Source organism: Roseovarius sp. MBR-79 (assembly GCF_053628555.1).
In genome coordinates this window covers 58,265-76,480 of the sequence record NZ_JBRJGP010000008.1, presented here as the reverse complement: position 1 = coordinate 76,480, position 18,216 = coordinate 58,265, and the positions used below count along the sequence as shown (strand labels likewise).

General features: G+C 65.1%; 20 protein-coding genes and 1 tRNA gene. 8 read left to right on the top strand and 13 right to left on the bottom strand.

Translation table 11 applies throughout. From position 1 onward, the window contains the following. Positions 1 to 144 precede the first annotated feature (144 nt). Positions 145 to 483, bottom strand: coding sequence for a RidA family protein (locus ACSSV8_RS09990; RefSeq protein WP_454282340.1), 339 nt, complete (start codon positions 481 to 483; stop codon positions 145 to 147). Beyond that, positions 484 to 1,998 (bottom strand): FAD-dependent oxidoreductase, encoded by a 1,515-nt coding sequence (locus ACSSV8_RS09985; protein WP_454282339.1) that lies wholly within the window; start codon positions 1,996 to 1,998, stop codon positions 484 to 486. A 285-nt stretch (positions 1,999 to 2,283) separates the two neighbouring features. Between ACSSV8_RS09985 and ACSSV8_RS09980 the strand changes: the two genes are divergently transcribed. Next, the gene (locus tag ACSSV8_RS09980) at positions 2,284 to 3,198 is read left to right on the top strand and encodes a LysR family transcriptional regulator (RefSeq protein ID WP_454282338.1); all 915 of its coding nucleotides are present in this window, start codon (positions 2,284 to 2,286) and stop codon (positions 3,196 to 3,198) included. A 90-nt stretch (positions 3,199 to 3,288) separates the two neighbouring features. On the opposite strand, the gene cynS is transcribed toward ACSSV8_RS09980, so the two are convergent. Genes cynS through ACSSV8_RS09960 form a run of 4 tightly spaced genes read right to left on the bottom strand, consistent with a single transcriptional unit; the run spans position 3,289 to position 6,922 of the window. Beyond that, entirely contained in the window at positions 3,289 to 3,759 is a 471-nt protein-coding gene (cynS, locus tag ACSSV8_RS09975; protein ID WP_454282337.1) for a cyanase, read from the bottom strand. A gap of 35 nt (positions 3,760 to 3,794) precedes the next feature. Continuing rightward, positions 3,795 to 4,697 (bottom strand): ABC transporter ATP-binding protein, encoded by a 903-nt coding sequence (locus ACSSV8_RS09970; protein WP_354538644.1) that lies wholly within the window; start codon positions 4,695 to 4,697, stop codon positions 3,795 to 3,797. Between the two features lie 11 nt (positions 4,698 to 4,708). Next, positions 4,709 to 5,542, bottom strand: a complete 834-nt coding sequence (ntrB, locus tag ACSSV8_RS09965) for a nitrate ABC transporter permease (RefSeq protein ID WP_354538643.1) — start codon at positions 5,540 to 5,542, stop codon at positions 4,709 to 4,711. Positions 5,543 to 5,545: 3 nt separating this feature from the next. Continuing rightward, entirely contained in the window at positions 5,546 to 6,922 is a 1,377-nt protein-coding gene (locus ACSSV8_RS09960) for a CmpA/NrtA family ABC transporter substrate-binding protein (RefSeq protein ID WP_454282336.1), read from the bottom strand. A 204-nt stretch (positions 6,923 to 7,126) separates the two neighbouring features. Between ACSSV8_RS09960 and ACSSV8_RS09955 the strand changes: the two genes are divergently transcribed. Continuing rightward, positions 7,127 to 8,980 (top strand): sigma-54 interaction domain-containing protein, encoded by a 1,854-nt coding sequence (locus tag ACSSV8_RS09955; protein WP_454282335.1) that lies wholly within the window; start codon positions 7,127 to 7,129, stop codon positions 8,978 to 8,980. 363 nt (positions 8,981 to 9,343) lie between these two features. Here the strand turns inward: ACSSV8_RS09955 and ACSSV8_RS09950 are convergent. Further along, a tRNA-Met gene (locus tag ACSSV8_RS09950) sits at positions 9,344 to 9,420 on the bottom strand. Between the two features lie 76 nt (positions 9,421 to 9,496). Further along, on the bottom strand, positions 9,497 to 10,444 hold the full coding sequence (gene hemC, locus ACSSV8_RS09945; protein WP_354538640.1) for a hydroxymethylbilane synthase: 948 nt from the start codon (positions 10,442 to 10,444) through the stop codon (positions 9,497 to 9,499). Positions 10,445 to 10,540: 96 nt separating this feature from the next. Here hemC and hemE point away from each other — a divergent pair, with 96 nt between their 5' ends. Further along, entirely contained in the window at positions 10,541 to 11,575 is a 1,035-nt protein-coding gene (gene hemE, locus ACSSV8_RS09940; protein ID WP_454282334.1) for a uroporphyrinogen decarboxylase, read from the top strand. Positions 11,576 to 11,578: 3 nt separating this feature from the next. Here hemE and cmk read toward each other — a convergent pair whose 3' ends face one another. Further along, on the bottom strand, positions 11,579 to 12,193 hold the full coding sequence (gene cmk, locus ACSSV8_RS09935) for a (d)CMP kinase (RefSeq protein ID WP_354538638.1): 615 nt from the start codon (positions 12,191 to 12,193) through the stop codon (positions 11,579 to 11,581). 96 nt (positions 12,194 to 12,289) lie between these two features. On the opposite strand from cmk, the gene ACSSV8_RS09930 reads away from it, so the two are divergent. The 3 genes from ACSSV8_RS09930 to arsC are packed head-to-tail and all read left to right on the top strand — an operon-like array spanning position 12,290 to position 14,021. Then, entirely contained in the window at positions 12,290 to 12,628 is a 339-nt protein-coding gene (locus ACSSV8_RS09930) for a DUF952 domain-containing protein (RefSeq protein WP_354538637.1), read from the top strand. Continuing rightward, complete coding sequence (locus ACSSV8_RS09925) at positions 12,625 to 13,683, top strand: quinone-dependent dihydroorotate dehydrogenase (RefSeq protein WP_454282333.1); 1,059 nt, start codon at positions 12,625 to 12,627, stop codon at positions 13,681 to 13,683. The genes ACSSV8_RS09930 and ACSSV8_RS09925 overlap by 4 nt, the downstream gene beginning before the upstream one ends. After that, positions 13,680 to 14,021: an arsenate reductase (glutaredoxin) gene (gene arsC, locus ACSSV8_RS09920; RefSeq protein WP_454282332.1), complete on the top strand. Its 342-nt coding sequence runs from the start codon at positions 13,680 to 13,682 to the stop codon at positions 14,019 to 14,021. Before ACSSV8_RS09925 ends, arsC begins: the two co-directional genes overlap by 4 nt. Here arsC and ACSSV8_RS09915 read toward each other — a convergent pair. Then, positions 14,008 to 14,772: an SDR family NAD(P)-dependent oxidoreductase gene (locus tag ACSSV8_RS09915; protein ID WP_454282331.1), complete on the bottom strand. Its 765-nt coding sequence runs from the start codon at positions 14,770 to 14,772 to the stop codon at positions 14,008 to 14,010. The two genes, arsC and ACSSV8_RS09915, sit on opposite strands and share 14 nt — an antisense overlap. A gap of 162 nt (positions 14,773 to 14,934) precedes the next feature. On the opposite strand from ACSSV8_RS09915, the gene glmM reads away from it, so the two are divergent. After that, the gene (gene glmM, locus ACSSV8_RS09910; RefSeq protein ID WP_454282330.1) at positions 14,935 to 16,275 is read left to right on the top strand and encodes a phosphoglucosamine mutase; all 1,341 of its coding nucleotides are present in this window, start codon (positions 14,935 to 14,937) and stop codon (positions 16,273 to 16,275) included. Between the two features lie 7 nt (positions 16,276 to 16,282). Here glmM and ACSSV8_RS09905 read toward each other — a convergent pair whose 3' ends face one another. After that, positions 16,283 to 17,029 (bottom strand): FG-GAP repeat domain-containing protein, encoded by a 747-nt coding sequence (locus tag ACSSV8_RS09905; protein WP_454282329.1) that lies wholly within the window; start codon positions 17,027 to 17,029, stop codon positions 16,283 to 16,285. 4 nt (positions 17,030 to 17,033) lie between these two features. Beyond that, positions 17,034 to 17,357, bottom strand: coding sequence for a 2Fe-2S iron-sulfur cluster-binding protein (locus ACSSV8_RS09900; protein ID WP_454282328.1), 324 nt, complete (start codon positions 17,355 to 17,357; stop codon positions 17,034 to 17,036). A gap of 128 nt (positions 17,358 to 17,485) precedes the next feature. Between ACSSV8_RS09900 and ACSSV8_RS09895 the strand changes: the two genes are divergently transcribed. Next, positions 17,486 to 17,893 carry an OB-fold nucleic acid binding domain-containing protein gene (locus ACSSV8_RS09895; RefSeq protein WP_454282327.1) on the top strand — a complete coding sequence of 136 codons (408 nt, stop codon included), beginning with the start codon at positions 17,486 to 17,488 and terminating at the stop codon, positions 17,891 to 17,893. Here the strand turns inward: ACSSV8_RS09895 and ACSSV8_RS09890 are convergent. Next, on the bottom strand, positions 17,833 to 18,180 hold the full coding sequence (locus ACSSV8_RS09890; RefSeq protein WP_354538630.1) for an antibiotic biosynthesis monooxygenase family protein: 348 nt from the start codon (positions 18,178 to 18,180) through the stop codon (positions 17,833 to 17,835). The two genes, ACSSV8_RS09895 and ACSSV8_RS09890, sit on opposite strands and share 61 nt — an antisense overlap. Between the last annotated feature and the right edge of the window lie 36 nt (positions 18,181 to 18,216).

Sequence of the window (18,216 nt, the reverse complement as noted above, 5' to 3'; positions counted from 1 at the left end):
TGGCGTCGCCGCAAATCAGGCGGAGGTCCGTTCCGGGCTATTTCCGACAGTTTTTCTGGCGCGGGTGTCCGTTTGAAGCCAAACAGATGGAGGCATCATGCCAAAGATCGCGGCCTCGCTCTCCGGGGTCCGGGGGTGCAGCCCTCAGCAGGCAGCCGTGACGATGATCTCGACCTTCAGGTCTGGCCGGGCGAGTTTTGCCTCGCCGCAAGCACGGGCAGGTGCGTGGCCGATGGGCACCCATGCATCCCAGACCGTGTTCATTTCGGCAAAGTCAGACATGTCTGCCAACCAGATAATTGCCTGTAGAATGCGATCCGGCGAGGAGCCGGCCTCGGCAAGCAAGGTCTCGATCCGCGACAGGCAATCGCGGGTTTGCGCGGCAACGGTCGGCCCCTCGCCGACCTGTCCGCAAAGATAAACGACGCCGCCATGTTTGACGATTTTGCTCATGCGGGTGCCGGTCCCCATACGTTCGATCATCTATACCTCCTGAAGTGGGTCTTCACCCTCTGTGTCCATTTGCGCCAGTTCGCCCAGCGTCACGGGTTTGATGGGCGGGCGAATGCGGTAAGCCCCGGTTTGCGATTGTGGCTGAACATGGCAGGCCGACAGTATTTCCGTGACGGTCGATCCGCAATAGCGACCCTGGCACGGGCCCATTCCGGCGCGGACAAAGGCCTTGGTCTGGTTCGGGTCCAGACATCCCTGCGCGGCGCTGCGGCGGATGGCCCCGGCGGTGACCTCTTCGCAGCGGCAGATGATCGTGGCATCCTCCGGGGCAAGGGCCTGCGCGCAGGGGGGATAGGCGCGGTCGAGAAAGGGCCGCGCGGCGGATTTTAGCGCCAGCCGCAGGCGCAGGGGGCGGGCAGAAAGGTCGCGGCCGCCCTCGGTCAGTTTTCCAAGGTCATGGGCAATGGCGAGGGCCGCGATCTGCCCGGTCAGGGTGGCGGCGCGCGCGCCTTTGATCCCTGCCCCGTCACCGGCGACGAAGACGGTCGGTTCGGCGCTCCGCCCCCAGCCGTCGGTCACGGGTCGAAAACTGCGCTGGGCGTTGTCCCAATGATGCGGCAGGTTCAGCGACCGGGTGGCCTGCGTGTTCGGGACAACGCCATGGTGCAAAAGCACCGCGTCACAGGCGATGCGATGCGCTTGCCCCCTGGTCGTGAAGGTCACGGCCTCGGCATGATCTGACCCTTCGACCCGGATATCGGTGGCCCCGGTGAATCGGGCAACACCCGCGCGCCGAAGGTCACGTAACAGCCCCAGACCCTTGAGCAGATAGCCTAGGCCCAGCATCGCACGCGGCAGATGCCGCGCGGCCCGCAGGACATCGCCCCGCGTCTGGGTCTCGACCAAGGCGAGCGGCGGCACCCCCGCGCGCACCATCTGCGCCGCGCGGATGCGGGTTCCGTCGGCACTGGTCAAGGTAAACCCGTCGGCCTTGTCCACGGACACCACCTTTTGCCCCGTGAGCACGCGCCCGCCCTTGCGCCGGACCCCATCGGCCAGCGCCTGTAACAACCTCAGCGGGTTGGCATGGCCATCCTGTTTGTGCCAGATCGCGCCCACGACCTTGTGGCCGATGTTGGGCTCTTCCTTTCGCAGCGCGTTGTGGCCAAGCACCTCATAGGGATAATCGCCGCCAAGCGTGGCTTTCAGGACTTCGTATTTCGCAACCGTTTCGGCCAGTGTTTCCTCGGAAAAATGCAGATCATAGCCGCCGTCCTGCCGAAGCCCCAGATCGGTGCCGGTCAGATCGGACAACTCATCGGCAAACCCGCGCCACAGTGCCGCCGATGTCTGGGACCACTGCGCATAGCGCGGTTGCGTCATGCCCTTGGACTGCACCCAGACCAGCCCGAAATTGCCTCGGCTGGCGCGCAGGCCCGCATCGTCGCCATCTATCACAGTGACGCGAAGCCCCCGGCGCAAAAGGCCCCACGCGACGGACAGGCCCACGATGCCCCCGCCGATGATGGCGTAATCGCTTTCCATTCAGGTCTCCAGCGGTGTTTCGCGCTTTGGGAGCGGGCCTGTTGCGGCCCGCCCGTTGACGCCTCAGTTCGAGGCTGCGACCTTCCAACCCCATCACCGAAACTTGCAGCACATAGCGGGTAACCACCTGCTCGAACTGGCCCATGGCCACGATGCAAATCAGGCTGGTCAGCAAGATCGCGGCAAATCTGTCCATCTGGCCCCCTTGGCTTTCGCTATGCTTGACGTTGCGTTATCATAAATTCAAATGGGAAATTCGATTGACTCCATACATTGGATTTATGGATGCTGAGCCGCCTGACCATCCAGCAACTGCAAACCTTCCGTGAGGTGATGCGAACGGGGTCGATTTCCGGGGCGAGCCGGGTTCTGGGCCGCACCCAGCCTGCGGTCAGCGCGGTGGTGGCCAATCTGGAACGGCAACTGGGTTTTGCGCTGTTCCTGCGCGAACATGGCCGCCTGACGGCCTGCCCCGAAGCACATTACCTGCTTGAAGAAGCCGAGGACATTCTGGAACGGATCGCCCGCACGACGCGGTCGATGGCAGAGTTTTCCACACGCCAGCGCGGCTGTCTGCGCATCGCCTGTTTCCCGGCGGCCTCTGGGTTCTTCATGCCGTCGTTGCTTGCGGACTTCCTCAAGGACCGCCCCGAGGTCAAGGCCGACCTGATGATGCGCTCGTCGCAGGTGGTGAGCGATCTTGTGGCCAGTCAGGAATATGACATCGGCCTTGCGGAAACGCCGCCCCCGCGCAGCTCGATCCTCAGACAGTCATGGGATCTGGAATGCGTGCTGGCCTTGCCTGCCCAAAACCCGTTTCCCCAAGATCGCGCCCTGACACCGCAGGACCTGCACGATTTTCCCATGGCAACCCTGTTTGACGATCACTCCACCAATCAGGACACCGAAGCCGCCTTTGCCCGGTCAGGGGCGAAGCTGAACCGGCGGTTCGTGCTGCGGACCTTCCTGCCGGCGATCCAGCTGGTCGCGCATGGCATGTGCGCCAGTCTGGTGGACCGCATCACCGCCAAAAGCTGCCCGACGGGCGGCATTGTCTTTCGCAAGTTCGTTCCGCTCATCACAAGTCCCATCGCAATCCTGGAACCCGCGCACCGGCCGCAATCCCTGCTGGCGCAGGCGTTTCGGGCAGACCTTGCCCAATGCCTTGATGCGCTGGAGCTTTGGCAGCCTGGCCCTTGAGCCGTGCGGAGATCTCATGATCCTGACAGGTGGGCTGCCCGGATGACCGCGTCACGTGCGACCATCCGGGTGATGACCGAATGCCCGCTCTTACCAGGAGTTATAGCCCAGAAACTTGCCCGACATCTCGACCTTGACGCGGTCGCCCTTGGGGTTGGCGACGCGGGTGATCTGCATGTCGAAATCAATCGCCGACATGATGCCATCGCCGAATTCCTCCTGAATGAGCGCCTTCATCGTCGGGCCGTAAACGCCCACGATTTCATAGAGGCGGTAGATGCAGGGATCGGTCGGCACCGCCTGTTCCCAGACCTTGGTGGGATACTCCTCCAGCACCGAGACCGCCTCTTGTGGCAGATCGAGCAGCGCGACCAGCGCCTCGGCCTTGGCCTTGGGCATGGTGTTCATGCCCATGCAGGCCGAGTGCGTCCAGACCGGCGACATGCCGATGGCCGCGGCAATCTCCTCCCATTTCATCCCGGTCTTTTTCCTGGCGATCAGGATAAGGGTTGTCACATCTTCCTTGGTCATCACGGCGGGCAGGGTTACGGTGTCTTTCATTGGGTCCTCCATTCTTTCGGTCCTGAAAATCGGGGTCAGAGGTTCACGGCGCGCAGCCGTCGCGCCTCGCCGGTGTCATCGTCAGGGGCGGTGTGGTCGATCCGCACCGCCTTCGGGGTTTGGGCCGCCCCGTCCGAGGCCTGACCGGCCAGTTCCTTGGACCGTTTGCCAAGGAACTGCACCAGATGGTTGCGGATCGGGTAATAGTTGGGATGCTCCACGATCTCGGTCCGGTTGCGCGGGCGCGGAATGGTGATCTCGACCGATTCCGCCACGCGGGCATAGGGGCCGTTGGTCATCAGCAGGATACGGTCCGCCAGCAGGATCGCCTCGTCGATGTCATGGGTGATCATGAACACGGTCTGCCCGGTGCCGCCCCAGATCTTGAGCAATTCATCCTGGATCGTGCCCCGCGTCAAAGCATCGAGTGCGCCGAACGGTTCGTCCAGCAGCAAAAGCTTGGGGTGGTTGGCGAAGGCGCGGGCAATCGACACCCGTTGCCGCATGCCCCCCGACAACTGGCTGGGTTTGCGGTGGATCACGTCCCCCTCCAGCCCCACCATCGCCAGATACTCGCGGGAATGATCCAGCACCTTGGCTTTGGACCATTCCGGATGCCGGGCGGCCACGCCAAAGCTTACGTTCTTCAGCGTGCTGAGCCAGGGCAGCAGGGAGTAGTTCTGAAACACCACGCCCCGGTCAAGGCTGGGGCCCGAGACCTCGAACCCGTCCATCTTGACCACGCCGCTCGTTGGCTCTGCCAGACCCGCGAGAATGTTCATGATGGTGGATTTGCCGCAGCCCGAATGGCCGAGGATGACGACAAACTCGCCCTTTTCCACCCCGAAGGTCGCATTCTCGAACACGGTCAGCGTGCCGCCCTGGCCATCGGGGTAGCGTTGGGTCAGGTTCTCGATCGACAAAAACGGTTTGCTCATCTTTTGGGTCCTTATTCCGCATAGGCCACGGCACGTTGCAGGGCGGCAAAGGCCGCATCCAGCATCATGCCGACAATGCCGATCATCAGGATCGAGAAGATGACCGAGGTCAGGTCGAGGTTGTTCCACTCGTTCCAGACGTAATAGCCGATGCCGGTTCCCCCGACGAGCATCTCGGCGGCGACGATGACCAGCCACGCGATGCCGATGGAAATGCGCATGCCGGTGACGATGGTCGGTGCTGCGGCAGGCAGGATCACGGTAAAGGCGGTCCTGAAATGGCCCAGCTCATGCGTGCGCGCGACGTTCACCCAGTCCTGCCGCACGCCCGCCACGCCAAAGGCGGTGTTGATCAGCATGGGCCAGATCGAACAGATGAAGATGACGAAGATCGCGCTGGCCTCTGAATCCTGAATGATGAACAGCGCCAGCGGCATCCATGCCAAGGGCGATATGGGGCGCAGCACCTGAATGAACGGATTGAGGGCCTTGTAGGCCACCGGCGACATGCCGATCAGAAAGCCAAGCGGAATGGCCACCAGAGCGGCCATGAAATAGCCCGACAGCACCCGGTAGATGGAATAGCCAATCTGAATGCCGATCCCCTTGTCGTTGGGGCCTGCGTCGTAAAACGGGTTGCTGAGTTCGGCCCAGGCCTTGGCCAGAACCTGCGACGGGGGCGGCACGCCCGCCTTTTGCGCGCCGCCGCCTGTCAGGCGTTCGTATTCCGTCAGTTCGCCCACGGCCTTTTGCGCCGGGATCGCGGCCTCCCATATCAGGAGGCCGACCAGAAGGATCACGACCGACATCAGCAGCGCGCGTTTGTTGAGGGACAGGGTCGCCATGGCTCACCCCTTGCCGATGGCGAAGCTTTTGACATAGGCCTCCGGCTCGGCCGGATCGAAGGTCTTGCCCATGATGACATGCGATTTGTAGCTGATATCGGGTGCCTCATAGCCCAGATCGGTCATCACCTTGCGGGCATCGGCGGCAAGGTAGACCTGTTCGGCCACGGCCTTGTAATCGATGTCATTCTCGATATAGCCCCAGCGCTTCATCTGGGTCAGGATCCACACGCCCATGGAATGCCACGGGAACGGGTCGAAATCGATCCGGTCGGGCACCTGCTGCACATTGCCCAGACCGTCGGCAAAGGTGCCGGTCAGCACCTGTTCAATCACTTCGACAGGCTGGTTGAGATAGTTGGTGGGCGCGATTGCCGCCGAGATTTCCTTGCGGTTCTCGGCCTTGGAGGCATATTGCGTGGCGTCGACGATGGCCTTGAGCAATGCGCCATAGGTGTTGGGCAGTTCGGTGGCAAAACTGAGCGGCGCGGCGAAGGCGCAGCAGGGGTGCCCCTCCCAGATCTCCTTGGTCAAGAGGTGGATAAATCCGATCCCCTCCCACACGGCGCGCTGGTTGAACGGGTCGGGCGAGAGATAGCCGTCAAGGTTGCCCGCGCGCAGGTTGGCGACCATCTCGGGCGGCGGCACCACGCGGATCTGGATATCCACATCCGGGTCAAGCCCATGTTCGGCCACATAATAGCGCAGCAGGAAATTGTGCATCGAATATTCGAAGGGCACGCCAAAGGTGAAGCCCTTCCATTTCTGCGGGTCGCGCTTGTCGAGGTGCTGGTTGGCCAGCACGATGGCCTGTCCGTTGATGTTCTCGACGGCGGGCATGATGTAGGGAACGGCGGTCGATCCCGCGCCCAGCGTCATCGCCAGCGGCATCGGCGTCAGCATGTGGCTGGCGTCATATTCCCCCGACAGCGACTTGTCGCGCGCCACGGCCCAACCGGCGGTCTTGATCACGCTCGCGTTGAGGCCGTAGCGTTCATAGAACCCCATCGGCTGCGCCATGATGATCGGCGTGGCGCAGGTGATCGGCACAAAGCCGATGTTGAGGTCGGTTTTTTCGGGCTTGCCAAGATTGTCCAGAATCGCCGCCTTGGCCGCATCAAGCGGAAAGACAGACGCCAGCGCCGCCGCCACCGTGCCGCCCCCCACCATCCCCATGAACGACCGCCGCCCGATATCGCTGTGACCGAAGATCGAGCGCACCACCGCGCTTTCGACCGCGCGTTCCAGCATCGCATCGGACGACATCACCGGCGCATCGGCATGGTGCGGCGCGGCCTTGCAACTGCCGCAGCCGCAGGACGCGCCGTGGCGCAGGTCATTCTTTTCGGAAAACGGATTGCCAAGGCTTTTCATCGTCATGTCGCGTCCTTTCGCTCGGATGGCTTTGGACCCATGATCCGATGAAGCGCCCCGACGCAAAAGGCCGTGCCTTTTTTTAGGCAATACAAACTTTCATTTACTTACAGGTATTTAATGTGCAGGCTTGCGCCAATGAGTTACGGGTTTTCGTAATTTACGATATTTCGTATTGTCGCGCTGCGCTGCGGCGCTATTGCTCTGCCCATGCAAAGGATGCCCGTCCCCCCCGATTCCCTGCTTGACGCGCTGGCCGAGGCGGCGCTGGTGATCGACCTTGTCGCCGACCGCATCAGCGCGGCCAATCCGCGTGCGCGCGCCCTGCTTGATCTTCCCGACACCCCCGGCACGCCGTTTTCGCCACTGGTCGGGGCCAGCCTGCCGGACTTTATCGTGCTGGTGGATGAAATCGTCCACCGGGGCGAGGCGTGGAGCCGCGACATCACACTTGCAACGACGAAGGGCACGCCGCTGCGCGTCGAAATCCGGGGCAGGCTGATCCATGATACCCCCGCGCTGCTGGTTCTGACCCTGCTTGATCTGGATGAGATGGGGCGGCACGACCGCATCGCGCAGGCGGCGGAATTGCACCGTTCCGGCCTGCTGGAATGGCGGCGCGCGCAGGACTTCTTTGCCGAACTGGAACGCCAGAACCAGTTGATCCTGAACGCGGCGGGCGAAGGTATTTACGGCGTCAATGCCGATGGCAAGACGACCTTCGTCAATCGTGCGGCACAGGAAATGCTCGGCTGGACCGCCGACGATCTTCTGGGCCACGACATTCATTCGGTGATCCACCATCACCACCTGAGCGGCGACATCTATCACGCCCATGATTGCCCGATCTATCAATCCTTCCGCTTTGAACAGGTCAATCGGATCGAGGACGAGGTGTTCTGGCGCAAGGATGGCAAGCCGATCCGGGTCGAATATGTCTCTACCCCGATCTATGATCAGAACGTGCTGGCGGGGGCTGTGGTGATCTTTCGCGACATCACCGAGCGCAAGGAAAACGAGCGCAAGCTGCGCGAGGCGATGGCCGAGGTGGCCGCCCTGCGCGACCGGCTGGAACAGGAAAACGCCTATCTGCAAGAGGCGATCACGACGGAACGCGCGCATCACAACATCATCGGCGCGTCGCCTGCGGTGCGCCAGACCCTGCAGCGCATCGACCTTGTGGCGCGCACCGATGCCACCGTGTTCATCAGCGGCGAGACCGGCACCGGCAAATCGCTTGTCGCCACCGCGATTCACAAGGCCAGCCCCCGCGCGCGCCGCCCCCTTATCCATTTCAAATGCGGATCGGTCGCCCCCGAAGAGGTGGAGGCCGAATTATGGGGTCAGGTGCGCGGTGCGCCAAATGGCGCCACCCGCGACAAACCCGGCAAGCTGGAGCTGGCGCATGGCGGCACGCTGTTTCTGGACGATGTCGAGGAATTGCCATTTGAGATACAGGGCAAGCTCTTGGCCGCGTTGCAGAACAGCGCCGTGACCCGTCTGGGCGATACCCGCGCCAAACCGCTCGATATCCGCGTCATCGCCGCCACCACGCTGTCAGACAAGCAGGCCCGCCGCTCGCCTCGCATCCGCGAGGATCTTTATCTGTTCCTCAACGTGTTTCCCATCACCTGCCAGCCGCTGCGCGACCGGCAGGAGGATATTCCCCTGCTGGCCGCGCATCTGCTCAGGATCGCCTGCCGCAGGCTCAACCGGGCCGAGCCGGTGCTGACCGAAGGCGTGGTGCGGCAACTGCAATCCTATGACTGGCCCGGCAATGTGCGCGAGCTTCACAACGCGATGGAGCGCGCCGCGATTGTGTCGCAGGATCGCAAGCTGGTGGTGGAGCTTGGGGGCTTGGGGCCGCACGGGCCAACCGGCAAGCCGTTTCGCACCGAGGCGCAGATGCAGGCGCTGGCGCGCGCCAACCTGATCGCCGCCCTGCGCGAAACGCGGGGCGGCATCGCCGGCCCGTCCGGTGCCGCCGCGCTTCTCGGCATCAAACCGACGACGCTCTATTCGCGCATCGCCACCCTGAATATCACCGAGGCGGACTGGACCTGATCGGCATCGGTGCCTTTTTCATTCCGGGGGCCGGCCACACATGGCAATGACCAAGCCTGTTTCCACGTGCCTGCTGCGCCGCCTCGGAAAGTTGTTCTGCCGCAGCCCGGTCGGTCAGCGCGGGCCAAAGCTCCGGTCGAGGATTGCGCGGATGACCGCACGTCACGATTGGCCCGCGCGACCAATCCCGGTCGGGACAGGTCGTTGCGTGGGCGCTGTCCGGGGCCGATGTGTGTCAAAATAGGATGGCGATAGCACAGGTCTGTCGACCTTGAAGACCACCACCGCCGCTCCCGACGTCTCAGCGCCCTGTCGCACCTTGTCGCAGGTTTCGGTAATTTTGGGATATCGCAGCGTGCAACTTGGTAGCGGAGGAGGGACTCGAACCCCCGACACGCGGATTATGATTCCGCTGCTCTAACCAACTGAGCTACTCCGCCAAGCAGGGGGCTAGGTATGCCAGCGGCGTGGAGGCGTCAAGGCTGAAAATGGCCGCAAGAGGCCCCTTCATCCGGCTCAGCCGCGCCAGTCGAAAAAACCCGGTCCCGCCTCGGCCAGAAGCCGCGCCGCCATCTCATGCCCGAGTGCGGCCCCGTCTTCGATGGGGGCGGTCGCGTCATCAGCGTGGCGCGCGCCGCCGTCGGGGCGCAGGATCTCGCCGCGCAGGCGCAGTGTGGTGCCGTCAAGCTCTGCCAGCCCCGCGATCGGCGTCTCGCAGGAGCCATCGAGTGCTGCGAGAAAGGCGCGCTCGGCGGCGAGGCGCTGTCCGGTCGGTGTGTCATGGATGGCGGCGAGCATGTCGGCGGCGCGGGTGTCCCCCTCGCGGCGCTCGATCCCGATGGCTCCTTGCGCCACGGCGGGCAGCATCACCTCGGGGTCAATCGCGGCGGTCGCCACATCGGCACGCCCGAGCCGGTTCAGCCCCGCCATGGCAAGGAAGGTGCAGGCCGCAACGCCGTCCTCAAGCTTTTTCAGCCGGGTCTGGACGTTGCCGCGAAACTCCACCACCTCGAGATGCGGCCAGGCCACAAGCACCTGCGCCTTGCGCCGCAAGGACGAGGTGCCGACGCGCGCGCCCGAAGGCAGATCAGCAAGGCCACGCGCACCGGGCGACACGAAAGCATCGCGCACATCCTCGCGCGGAAGGTAACAGTCGAGCGTGAGGCCACCGGGCTGAAGCACCGGCATGTCCTTCATCGAATGCACCGCGATGTCGATGGCCCCCGAAAGAAGCGCCTCCTCGATCTCGCGGGTGAAGAGCCCCTTGCCGCCGATCTCCTTGAGCGGGCGGTCGAGCACCCGGTCGCCGGTGGTCTTGATCACCGAAATCTCGAAAGCGGCCTCGGGCAGGTCAAACGCCGCCTGAAGCCGGCGGCGTGTCTCATGCGCCTGCGCGAGTGCCAGCGGCGAGCCGCGCGTGCCGATCTTGAGCGGGTGGGTCGGGGTGGGCATATCACGTGTCATGACAGCCGGTTTAGACGCGACAAAGCGGCGTGGCAAGCGCGCCGCGACTTGACATCATGCGCTGTCAACGCGACCAAAAGGCAAACGGAGGACTCCATGCCAGAAACCAAGCCGATCCTGCGCGCCCTCAATGGCGAAACGCTGCCCACCCCGCCCATCTGGATGATGCGGCAGGCGGGGCGCTATCTGCCGGAATACCGCGCCACCCGGGCCGAGGCGGGCGATTTCCTGTCGCTCTGCTACAACAGCGATCTGGCGACCGAGGTCACGCTTCAGCCGATCCGGCGCTATCGCTTCGATGCGGCGATCCTCTTTGCCGATATCCTGCTGTTGCCGCAGGCGCTTGGGGCCGATCTTTGGTTCGTGACCGGCGAGGGGCCGCGCCTGTCGACGATCACCGACAAGGCGGGCCTTGATGCGCTGCGGCCGGTGGCTGATATTCACGAGACGCTCAACCCCGTCTATCAGACCGTGCGCAACCTTGCCGGCGCATTGCCGCCCGAGGTGGCGCTGATCGGCTTTGCCGGGGCACCCTGGACCGTGGCGACCTACATGATCGCCGGGCGCGGCACGCCCGATCAGGGGCCCGCGCACGCGCTGAAAGACGCCGACCGCCCGGTTTTCGAGGCGCTGATCGACCTTTTGACCGAGGCGACGGTTGAATATCTCTCGGCGCAGATCAGTGCGGGTGCCGAGGTGGTCAAGCTCTTCGATAGCTGGGCCGGGTCGCTCAAGGGCGATGATTTCGACCGCTACGCCACCGACCCCGCCCGCCGCATCATCGCGGCGCTGAAGGACCGGCATCCGGGCATTCCCGTCATCGCCTTCCCGCGTGAGGCGGGCGACAAATACATCGGCTTTCACAAGCAGACCGGGGCGGATTGCGTCGCGGTGGACGATTCGGTGAGCGCGGAATGGGTGGCGGCCAACGTGCAGGTGGATGGCTGCGTGCAGGGCAACCTCAAATCCTCGCATATGGTGACGGGGGGCGAAGCGCTGATGTCCGAGACGCGGCGCATCGTGAACGCGCTGAGCGGCGGCCCGCATATCTTCAACCTCGGCCATGGCATCACGCCCGACGCGGACCCCGACAACGTGCAGCGCATGATCGACGCGGTGCGGGGCGGCTGAACCTCAGCCGACCGGCAGAGCGCCCCGGACCTTGGCCACGGCGGCCGCGACGGCCTCATCAATGGTCAGTTCCGAGGTGTCGAGCAAGAGCGCGTCCGCCGCCGGTTTCAGAGGCGCGGTGGCCCGTGCGCTGTCGCGGGCGTCGCGCTGGCGCAGATCGCAGGCCACCTCCTCAAGCGTCACGGCATGGCCCTTTTGGGTCAGCTCGAGATGACGGCGGCGCGCACGCTCGGCATCGCTGGCCGTGACATAGAGCTTTACCTCCGCGTCGGGGCAGATCACCGTGCCGATATCGCGCCCGTCGAGCACCGCGCCGCCCGCACGCCGGGCAAAGGCGCGCTGGAAATCGAGCAGGGCCTGACGCACCTCGGGGATGGCAGCCACGCGGCTTGCGGCCTGGCTGACCTCGGGGCTGCGCAGGTCGTCGGCGTCGAGGTCCCCGGCGCGCAGGCTGCGCGCCGCCTCCACCGCCTCGAGCCCGTCGAGCATCCGCCGACCCGTGGCCCGATAGAGAAGGCCGGTATCGAGATGGGCAAACCCGAAATGCGCGGCCAGCGCGCGCCCGATGGTGCCCTTGCCCGCCGCTGCCGGCCCGTCGATTGCGATGGTGAATGCCATGGCTGCCCCTCTCGATGGACCCTCTTGCTAGCCGATCCGCGCCGCGCCCTCAAGCATCGCTTGACGGGCGCGCGCCCGCAGGGCATCACCGCTCCCATGCTGATCTACAAGATTTTCCGTGGTCCCGAATGGGACGATTTGCGGGCGCGGGGCGAGAGCCTTGGCGCGCCGGTCGATCTGGCCGATGGCTATGTGCATTTCTCCACCGCCACGCAGGCCGCCGAGACGGCGGCACGGCATTTCGCGGGCGAAGAGGGCTTGATGCTCCTTGCCGTCGAGAGCGAGCGGCTTGGCGACGCCCTGAAATGGGAGCCGTCGCGCGGGGGCGCGCTCTTCCCGCATCTTTACCGCGCATTGCGCCTGTCGGATGTGGTCTGGGCGCAGCCTCTGCCGCTGGTGGATGGCGCGCACCAATTCCCGGCGGGGCTGGAATGAGGCCGGTGGAGCGGCTTGGCCTCGGCCTCATGCACCGGCTGGACCCGGAGCGCGCGCATGGGCTGGCGCTGCGTGCCCTGCGGCTGGGGCTGGTGCCGCAGCCGGGGCCGATCAGCAGCCCGCGCTTGCGCACCGATCTGGCGGGGCTTGTCCTGCCCAACCCGGTGGGTCTTGCCGCCGGGTTCGACAAGAACGCCGAGGCACTCGGCCCGCTCTGCCGCGCCGGGTTCGGCTTTGTCGAGGTGGGGGCGGTCACGCCGCGCGCGCAGGAGGGCAACGCCCGCCCGCGGCTTTTCCGCCTGACCGAGGATCGGGCTGTGATCAACCGTTTCGGCTTCAACAACGAAGGGATGGAGGCGGCGGCAACGCGGCTGGCAGAGCGCCCGAAAGAGGGGATCATCGGCCTCAACCTCGGGGCCAACAAGGACAGCGCCGACCGCGCGGGGGATTTCGCGCAGGTGCTGGCGCGCTGCGGCGCGCATCTCGATTTCGCCACGGTCAATGTCAGCAGCCCCAATACCGAGCGGCTGCGCGAATTGCAGGGGGCCGAGGCCCTGGCGGCACTGCTCGCGGGTGTGATGGCGGCGCGCGATGCGCTGCCGCACCCGATACCGGTTTTCCTCAAGATCGCGCCGGATCTGAGCGATCCCGAGCTTTCGGAGATTGCCGATGTTGCGCTGGCAAGCGGCCTCTCGGGGATCATCGCCACCAACACGACGCTCGCGCGGGACGGACTGCAAAGCCCGCAGAGGCATGAGGCGGGCGGGCTGTCCGGCGCGCCCCTCTTCGAGAAGTCCACACGGGTGCTGGCGCGGCTGTCGCAGCTGACCGGGGGCACGCTGCCGCTCATCGGCGTGGGCGGGATCGGCTCGGCCGAGGACGCCTATGCCAAGATCTGCGCGGGCGCGAGCGCGGTGCAGCTTTATTCGGCGTTGGTTTACGAGGGGATGTCGCTGGTCGGCGATATTGCGCGCGGGCTTGAGGCGCTGCTTGCGCGGGACGGGTTCGCCACCGTGGCCGAAGCGGTGGGAACCAAACGGGAGGATTGGCTGTGATCACCTATTGGCACAATCCGCGGTGTTCGAAATCTCGGCAGGGCCTAGCCTTGCTCGAGGAACACGGCGCTGCGGTCACGGTGCGGCGCTATCTAGAGGAAGCGCCCTCAGACGCCGAATTGCGCGCGGTGCTGGCCCAACTCGGCTGCGCGCCCATCGAGATGATGCGCACCGGCGAAGCGCGGTTCCGCGAGTTGGGTCTTTCGCGCGAGAGCGAGCCGGAGACATTGATCGCGGCCATGGCCGAAAACCCCGTCCTGATCGAGCGCCCCATCGCCATCGCGGGAAATCGCGCCGTGATCGGCCGCCCGCCGGAGGCGCTGCTCACGCTCCTCTGAGCGCCGGCAGGCCGATGCCCGTCGCCTCGAACCCGCCATCGACGGCGATGATCTGGCCGGTGACATAGCTTGCCCGCTCCGAGCATAGAAAGGTGATCACTTCGGCCAGTTCCGCCTCGGTGCCGTAGCGATTGAGCGGGATCGCGTCATGATAGGCGGCGATGATGTCGGGGGTATGAACGGCCATCGCCAGCTTGGTCGCCACCGGGCCGGGGCAGACGCAGTTGACACGCACGCCATGCTCGCCCAGTTCCACCGCCTGTTGCAGCGTCAGATGCTTCACCGCCGCCTTCGATGTGCCATAGGCCACCCGCAGCGTCGAGGCGCGCAAGCCCGAGATCGACGCAATGTTGACGATCGCGCCCCGCGCCGCGCAAAGCGGCGCGCGCAGCGCCTGGGACATCAGGAACACGCCATCCAGATTGGTCTCCATCACCGTGCGCCAGCGGGCGAAATCGGTTTCGGCGATGGGGCCGAAATCAGCGACACCAGCGTTGTTCACCAGCGCATCGACGCTTTCGCAGGTCTCGGCCAGATAGGCGGCCATCTGGTCTACCTGGCCGGGCTGCGACACGTCGCAAATCACCGGATCGACGCCGCTCAGCCCGGCGGCCACCTCGGTGAGCGCGGGGGCGTCGCGGTCAATCATCACCACGCGCCAACCCTGATCGAGAAAGGCCCGCGTGGTCGCCAGCCCGATACCGCGCGCGGCCCCGGTGACAACGGCGGTTTTCGGTGATGTGTCGGGCATGGTGCGGCTCCTCTCGAGCGGGGTTTCGCGCATCATGCGGGTCACCAAGCTGGCGTCAAGCCATGCCGCGACGCAGAATGTGGACAGCCACCGGGCATCAGGGTAAGACACGCGCGTGGCCAATTGGCATTTCATCTGCGTTGTTTTTTCGGGAGACCCTCCATGGGCAAGAACCTTTTCGGCACGGACGGGATTCGCGGGCAGGCCAATAGCTGGCCGATGACCGCCGACATGGCGCTGCGCCTCGGCGCTGCGGCGGGGCGCTATTTCCGCACCGACAAGAAGGAACATCGTGTCGTGATCGGCAAGGACACGCGGCGCTCGGGTTACATGATCGAATACGCGATGACTGCGGGCTTCACCTCCACCGGGATGAACGTGTTTCTGCTTGGTCCCGTTCCGACGCCCGCCATCGGCTATCTTACCCATGCCTTGCGTGCCGATGTGGGCGTGATGATCTCGGCCAGCCACAACCCTGCCTCGGATAACGGGATCAAGCTGTTCGGCCCGGACGGCTTCAAGCTGAGCGACGAGGCAGAGGCGGCCATCGAGCGGCTGGTGGACCAGAGTGTTAACCCGTCCGCGCCTGAAAATATCGGTCGCGCGCGCCGCGTGGACGATGCGCGCGGACGATACGTTGAATATGCCAAGACGACCTTTCCACGACGCCGGCGCCTCGGTGGCTTGCGCATCGTGGTCGATTGCGCCAATGGGGCCGCCTATCGCACCGCGCCCGAGGTTCTGTGGGAGTTGGGGGCCGAGGTCATCGCGCTGAACGTCGAGCCCGATGGCTTTAACATCAACCTCAATTGCGGTTCCACCCGCCCGGAGGCGGCGGCGCGCAAGGTGCAGGAGACGCGCGCGGATCTGGGGATCTGCCTCGATGGCGATGCGGACCGGGTCGTGCTTATCGACGAACAGGGCCGCGTGGCCGACGGCGATCAGTTCATGGCGCTGATCGCCACGCGATGGGCGCGCGAGGGGCGGCTGGCGGGCGATACGCTGGTGGCCACGGTGATGTCCAATCTCGGGCTGGAGCGGCATCTGGCGGCACAGGGTATCGCGCTCAAGCGCACCCCGGTCGGTGACCGGCATGTGGTCGAGGCGATGCGTGCGGGGGGGTTCAATCTGGGCGGCGAGCAGTCGGGCCATATCGTGATGACCGATTATGCCACCACCGGCGACGGCCTCATCGGGGCATTGCAATTTCTTGCAGCGATGGTCGAGACCGGGCAGCGGGCAAGCGAGCTGGTGCGGGTCTTCGAGCCGGTGCCGCAGCGCCTGGTCAACGTGCGCTTTGCCGAGGGCAAGACCCCGCTCAAGTCCGATATCGTCCAGAACGCGGTGGCCGAGGCGGAGGCGGAACTGGGCAGCGACGGGCGGCTGTTGCTTCGGGCTTCAGGGACAGAGCCGCTCATCCGCGTGATGGCCGAGGCGATTGATCCCGGCATGCTCGACCGGGTGATGGCGCGGCTTGTGGGGGCGGTCGAGGCGGCGTCTTGAGGCGCGCTTAGCGGCAGGCCAGCGCCGTGTCGAACCCGTGCGGGCCGGCCTCGATCGGCAGCGGGCGTGCGGCGAGGGCCTCACCCTCGAACGCCACGGCGACAAGGCGGCGAAAGGCAGCATCGGCCAGCACGATTTCCGGGCCGTGGCCACAATCGCGCAAACCGCCAAAAATCACCTCGTCGCCGATCCGGTGATTTGTCACGCCTTTGAGCCGCGCGATTTCCACAAGGCCACCGGCCGCCCAGGACCACACGCGGAGCGTTTTGCCCAGATGCGGCGTCTCGACATAGGCGATATCAACGATCCCGTCGCCATTCAGATCGGCGATTGCCGCCGGGGCCAGCCAGCGAAACGGCGTCCCGATGGGCGGCGTCGCCCCTGCTTTCACAAGGCCGCCGCGCCGCAGGCTGTAGATCGCCAGATGCGCACCCGCCTCGGGGCCGGCCTCGACCACCACCACGTCTATCGCGCCATCGCCGTCAGCATCGACAAGGCGCGGCGCGATATCCTCGAAAACATGGGCAGGCTCCGGCCCCTCGCGCAGATCAAGCCTATAGTCGCGCCCCTGCGCATCGCGCACCGCCAGCACCCGGCGTTCGGGGATGCGGCCCATGATCCGGTGAGGATAGCTGTTGTCGGGCACCTCGAAGCGTGCCGCCACGATCCCCGGCCCCTCGGCGGTCTGCCATGGCTCCTCTGCCGAAGCCGCGCCAGCAAGGCCAATGGCCAGGGCTGTGAGCCACGCGCGCATCGGATCAGATCTGGCGTTCGGGCATTTGCACCACCAGCCCGTCAAGTGCGTCGCTCACCTTGAGCTGGCATGTCAGGCGAGAGCGTTTCGGGTCCGGCTCATAGGCGAAATCGAGCATGTCCTCTTCCATGTCCTCCTTGGGCGGCAGTTTCTCCACCCAGTCGGGCGCAACATAGACATGGCAGGTCGAGCAGGCGCAGGCGCCGCCGCAATCCGCCTCGATGCCGGGAATGTTGTTGTCACGCGCGCCTTCCATCACGGTCAGCCCATTGGCGACCTCGACCTCGTGGCGCGTGCCGTTGTGCTCGATATAGGTGATCTTCGCCATGTGCGGCCTCTCCCTTTGACAGCAATTCAACAGGCTACGTAGCCAAGCCCCTGCCCCGAGACCAGCCCCATTTGCGGCGTATGTGGAAAAGAGTTGCACGGCAGCGCGCATGTTCTATCTTTGTTCTCATGTCATTTCCGCGCCCGCCCTCTGCCCTTGTCGCCGCGCGCCTGCCCGAGGTGGCACCGGGCCTGCGCATCGCCGTGGCCGGACTTGTGCTGGTGCGCCAGCGGCCCGGCACCGCCAAGGGCGTGGTGTTTCTCACCCTCGAGGATGAGACCGGGGTGGTCAATGTCGTGGTCTGGCGCAAGGTGTTCGAGCGGTTCCGCCGCGCGGTGATCGCCGGGCGGCTTCTGCGGGTGACGGGGCGGGTGGAGCGGCAAGGCGACGTGCTGCATCTTGTGGCCGAAGAGATCGAGGACATCTCGGGCCTGCTCGACCGGCTGGCCGATCCCGATTTCATGCCCGCGCCCGATCAGCCGCCATGCGCGGCGCGGCTGTCCTCGGGGGCCTCGGCACGGTCGAACTTGCCGTAATCGCGGATCACACTGACCACGCGCAGGCGGTAATCATCGAACATCACCTTGCGCCCGGCCTTTTGTGCCGCGCGATGCGCCTCAAGCTGCCGCCAGCGCATGACCGCCGCCTCATCCTCCCAGAACGAGAGCGACAGGAGCTTGCCGGGGTTGGTCAGGCTCTGGAATCGCTCGACGCTGATGAACCCCTCCACGCTCTCGACAAGCGTGCGCATCTTCGCCGCCATTTCCAGATAGGGTTCTTTCTGGCCGTCGCCCGGTTCCACCTCGAATATGATCGCGATCATCGTGTTCTCCCTTTTCGGTTCGCGGGTGACGATGAT

Excerpts from the sequence above, each read along its gene's own strand:
- ACSSV8_RS09990 (WP_454282340.1), bottom strand. The coding sequence starts at position 483 with ATGATCGAACGTATGGGGACCGGCACCCGCATGAGCAAAATCGTCAAA.
- glmM (WP_454282330.1), top strand. The coding sequence starts at position 14,935 with ATGGGCAAGAACCTTTTCGGCACGGACGGGATTCGCGGGCAGGCCAAT.
- ACSSV8_RS09980 (WP_454282338.1), top strand. The coding sequence starts at position 2,284 with ATGCTGAGCCGCCTGACCATCCAGCAACTGCAAACCTTCCGTGAGGTG.
- ntrB (WP_354538643.1), bottom strand. The coding sequence starts at position 5,542 with ATGGCGACCCTGTCCCTCAACAAACGCGCGCTGCTGATGTCGGTCGTG.
- ACSSV8_RS09895 (WP_454282327.1), top strand. The coding sequence starts at position 17,486 with ATGTCATTTCCGCGCCCGCCCTCTGCCCTTGTCGCCGCGCGCCTGCCC.
- hemE (WP_454282334.1), top strand. The coding sequence starts at position 10,541 with ATGCCAGAAACCAAGCCGATCCTGCGCGCCCTCAATGGCGAAACGCTG.
- cmk (WP_354538638.1), bottom strand. The coding sequence starts at position 12,193 with ATGGCATTCACCATCGCAATCGACGGGCCGGCAGCGGCGGGCAAGGGC.
- ACSSV8_RS09955 (WP_454282335.1), top strand. The coding sequence starts at position 7,127 with ATGCAAAGGATGCCCGTCCCCCCCGATTCCCTGCTTGACGCGCTGGCC.
- ACSSV8_RS09970 (WP_354538644.1), bottom strand. The coding sequence starts at position 4,697 with ATGAGCAAACCGTTTTTGTCGATCGAGAACCTGACCCAACGCTACCCC.
- cynS (WP_454282337.1), bottom strand. The coding sequence starts at position 3,759 with ATGAAAGACACCGTAACCCTGCCCGCCGTGATGACCAAGGAAGATGTG.
- ACSSV8_RS09925 (WP_454282333.1), top strand. The coding sequence starts at position 12,625 with ATGAGGCCGGTGGAGCGGCTTGGCCTCGGCCTCATGCACCGGCTGGAC.
- ACSSV8_RS09900 (WP_454282328.1), bottom strand. The coding sequence starts at position 17,357 with ATGGCGAAGATCACCTATATCGAGCACAACGGCACGCGCCACGAGGTC.
- ACSSV8_RS09930 (WP_354538637.1), top strand. The coding sequence starts at position 12,290 with ATGCTGATCTACAAGATTTTCCGTGGTCCCGAATGGGACGATTTGCGG.
- ACSSV8_RS09890 (WP_354538630.1), bottom strand. The coding sequence starts at position 18,180 with ATGATCGCGATCATATTCGAGGTGGAACCGGGCGACGGCCAGAAAGAA.
- ACSSV8_RS09960 (WP_454282336.1), bottom strand. The coding sequence starts at position 6,922 with ATGACGATGAAAAGCCTTGGCAATCCGTTTTCCGAAAAGAATGACCTG.
- hemC (WP_354538640.1), bottom strand. The coding sequence starts at position 10,444 with ATGACACGTGATATGCCCACCCCGACCCACCCGCTCAAGATCGGCACG.
- ACSSV8_RS09985 (WP_454282339.1), bottom strand. The coding sequence starts at position 1,998 with ATGGAAAGCGATTACGCCATCATCGGCGGGGGCATCGTGGGCCTGTCC.
- ACSSV8_RS09915 (WP_454282331.1), bottom strand. The coding sequence starts at position 14,772 with ATGCCCGACACATCACCGAAAACCGCCGTTGTCACCGGGGCCGCGCGC.
- ACSSV8_RS09905 (WP_454282329.1), bottom strand. The coding sequence starts at position 17,029 with ATGCGCGCGTGGCTCACAGCCCTGGCCATTGGCCTTGCTGGCGCGGCT.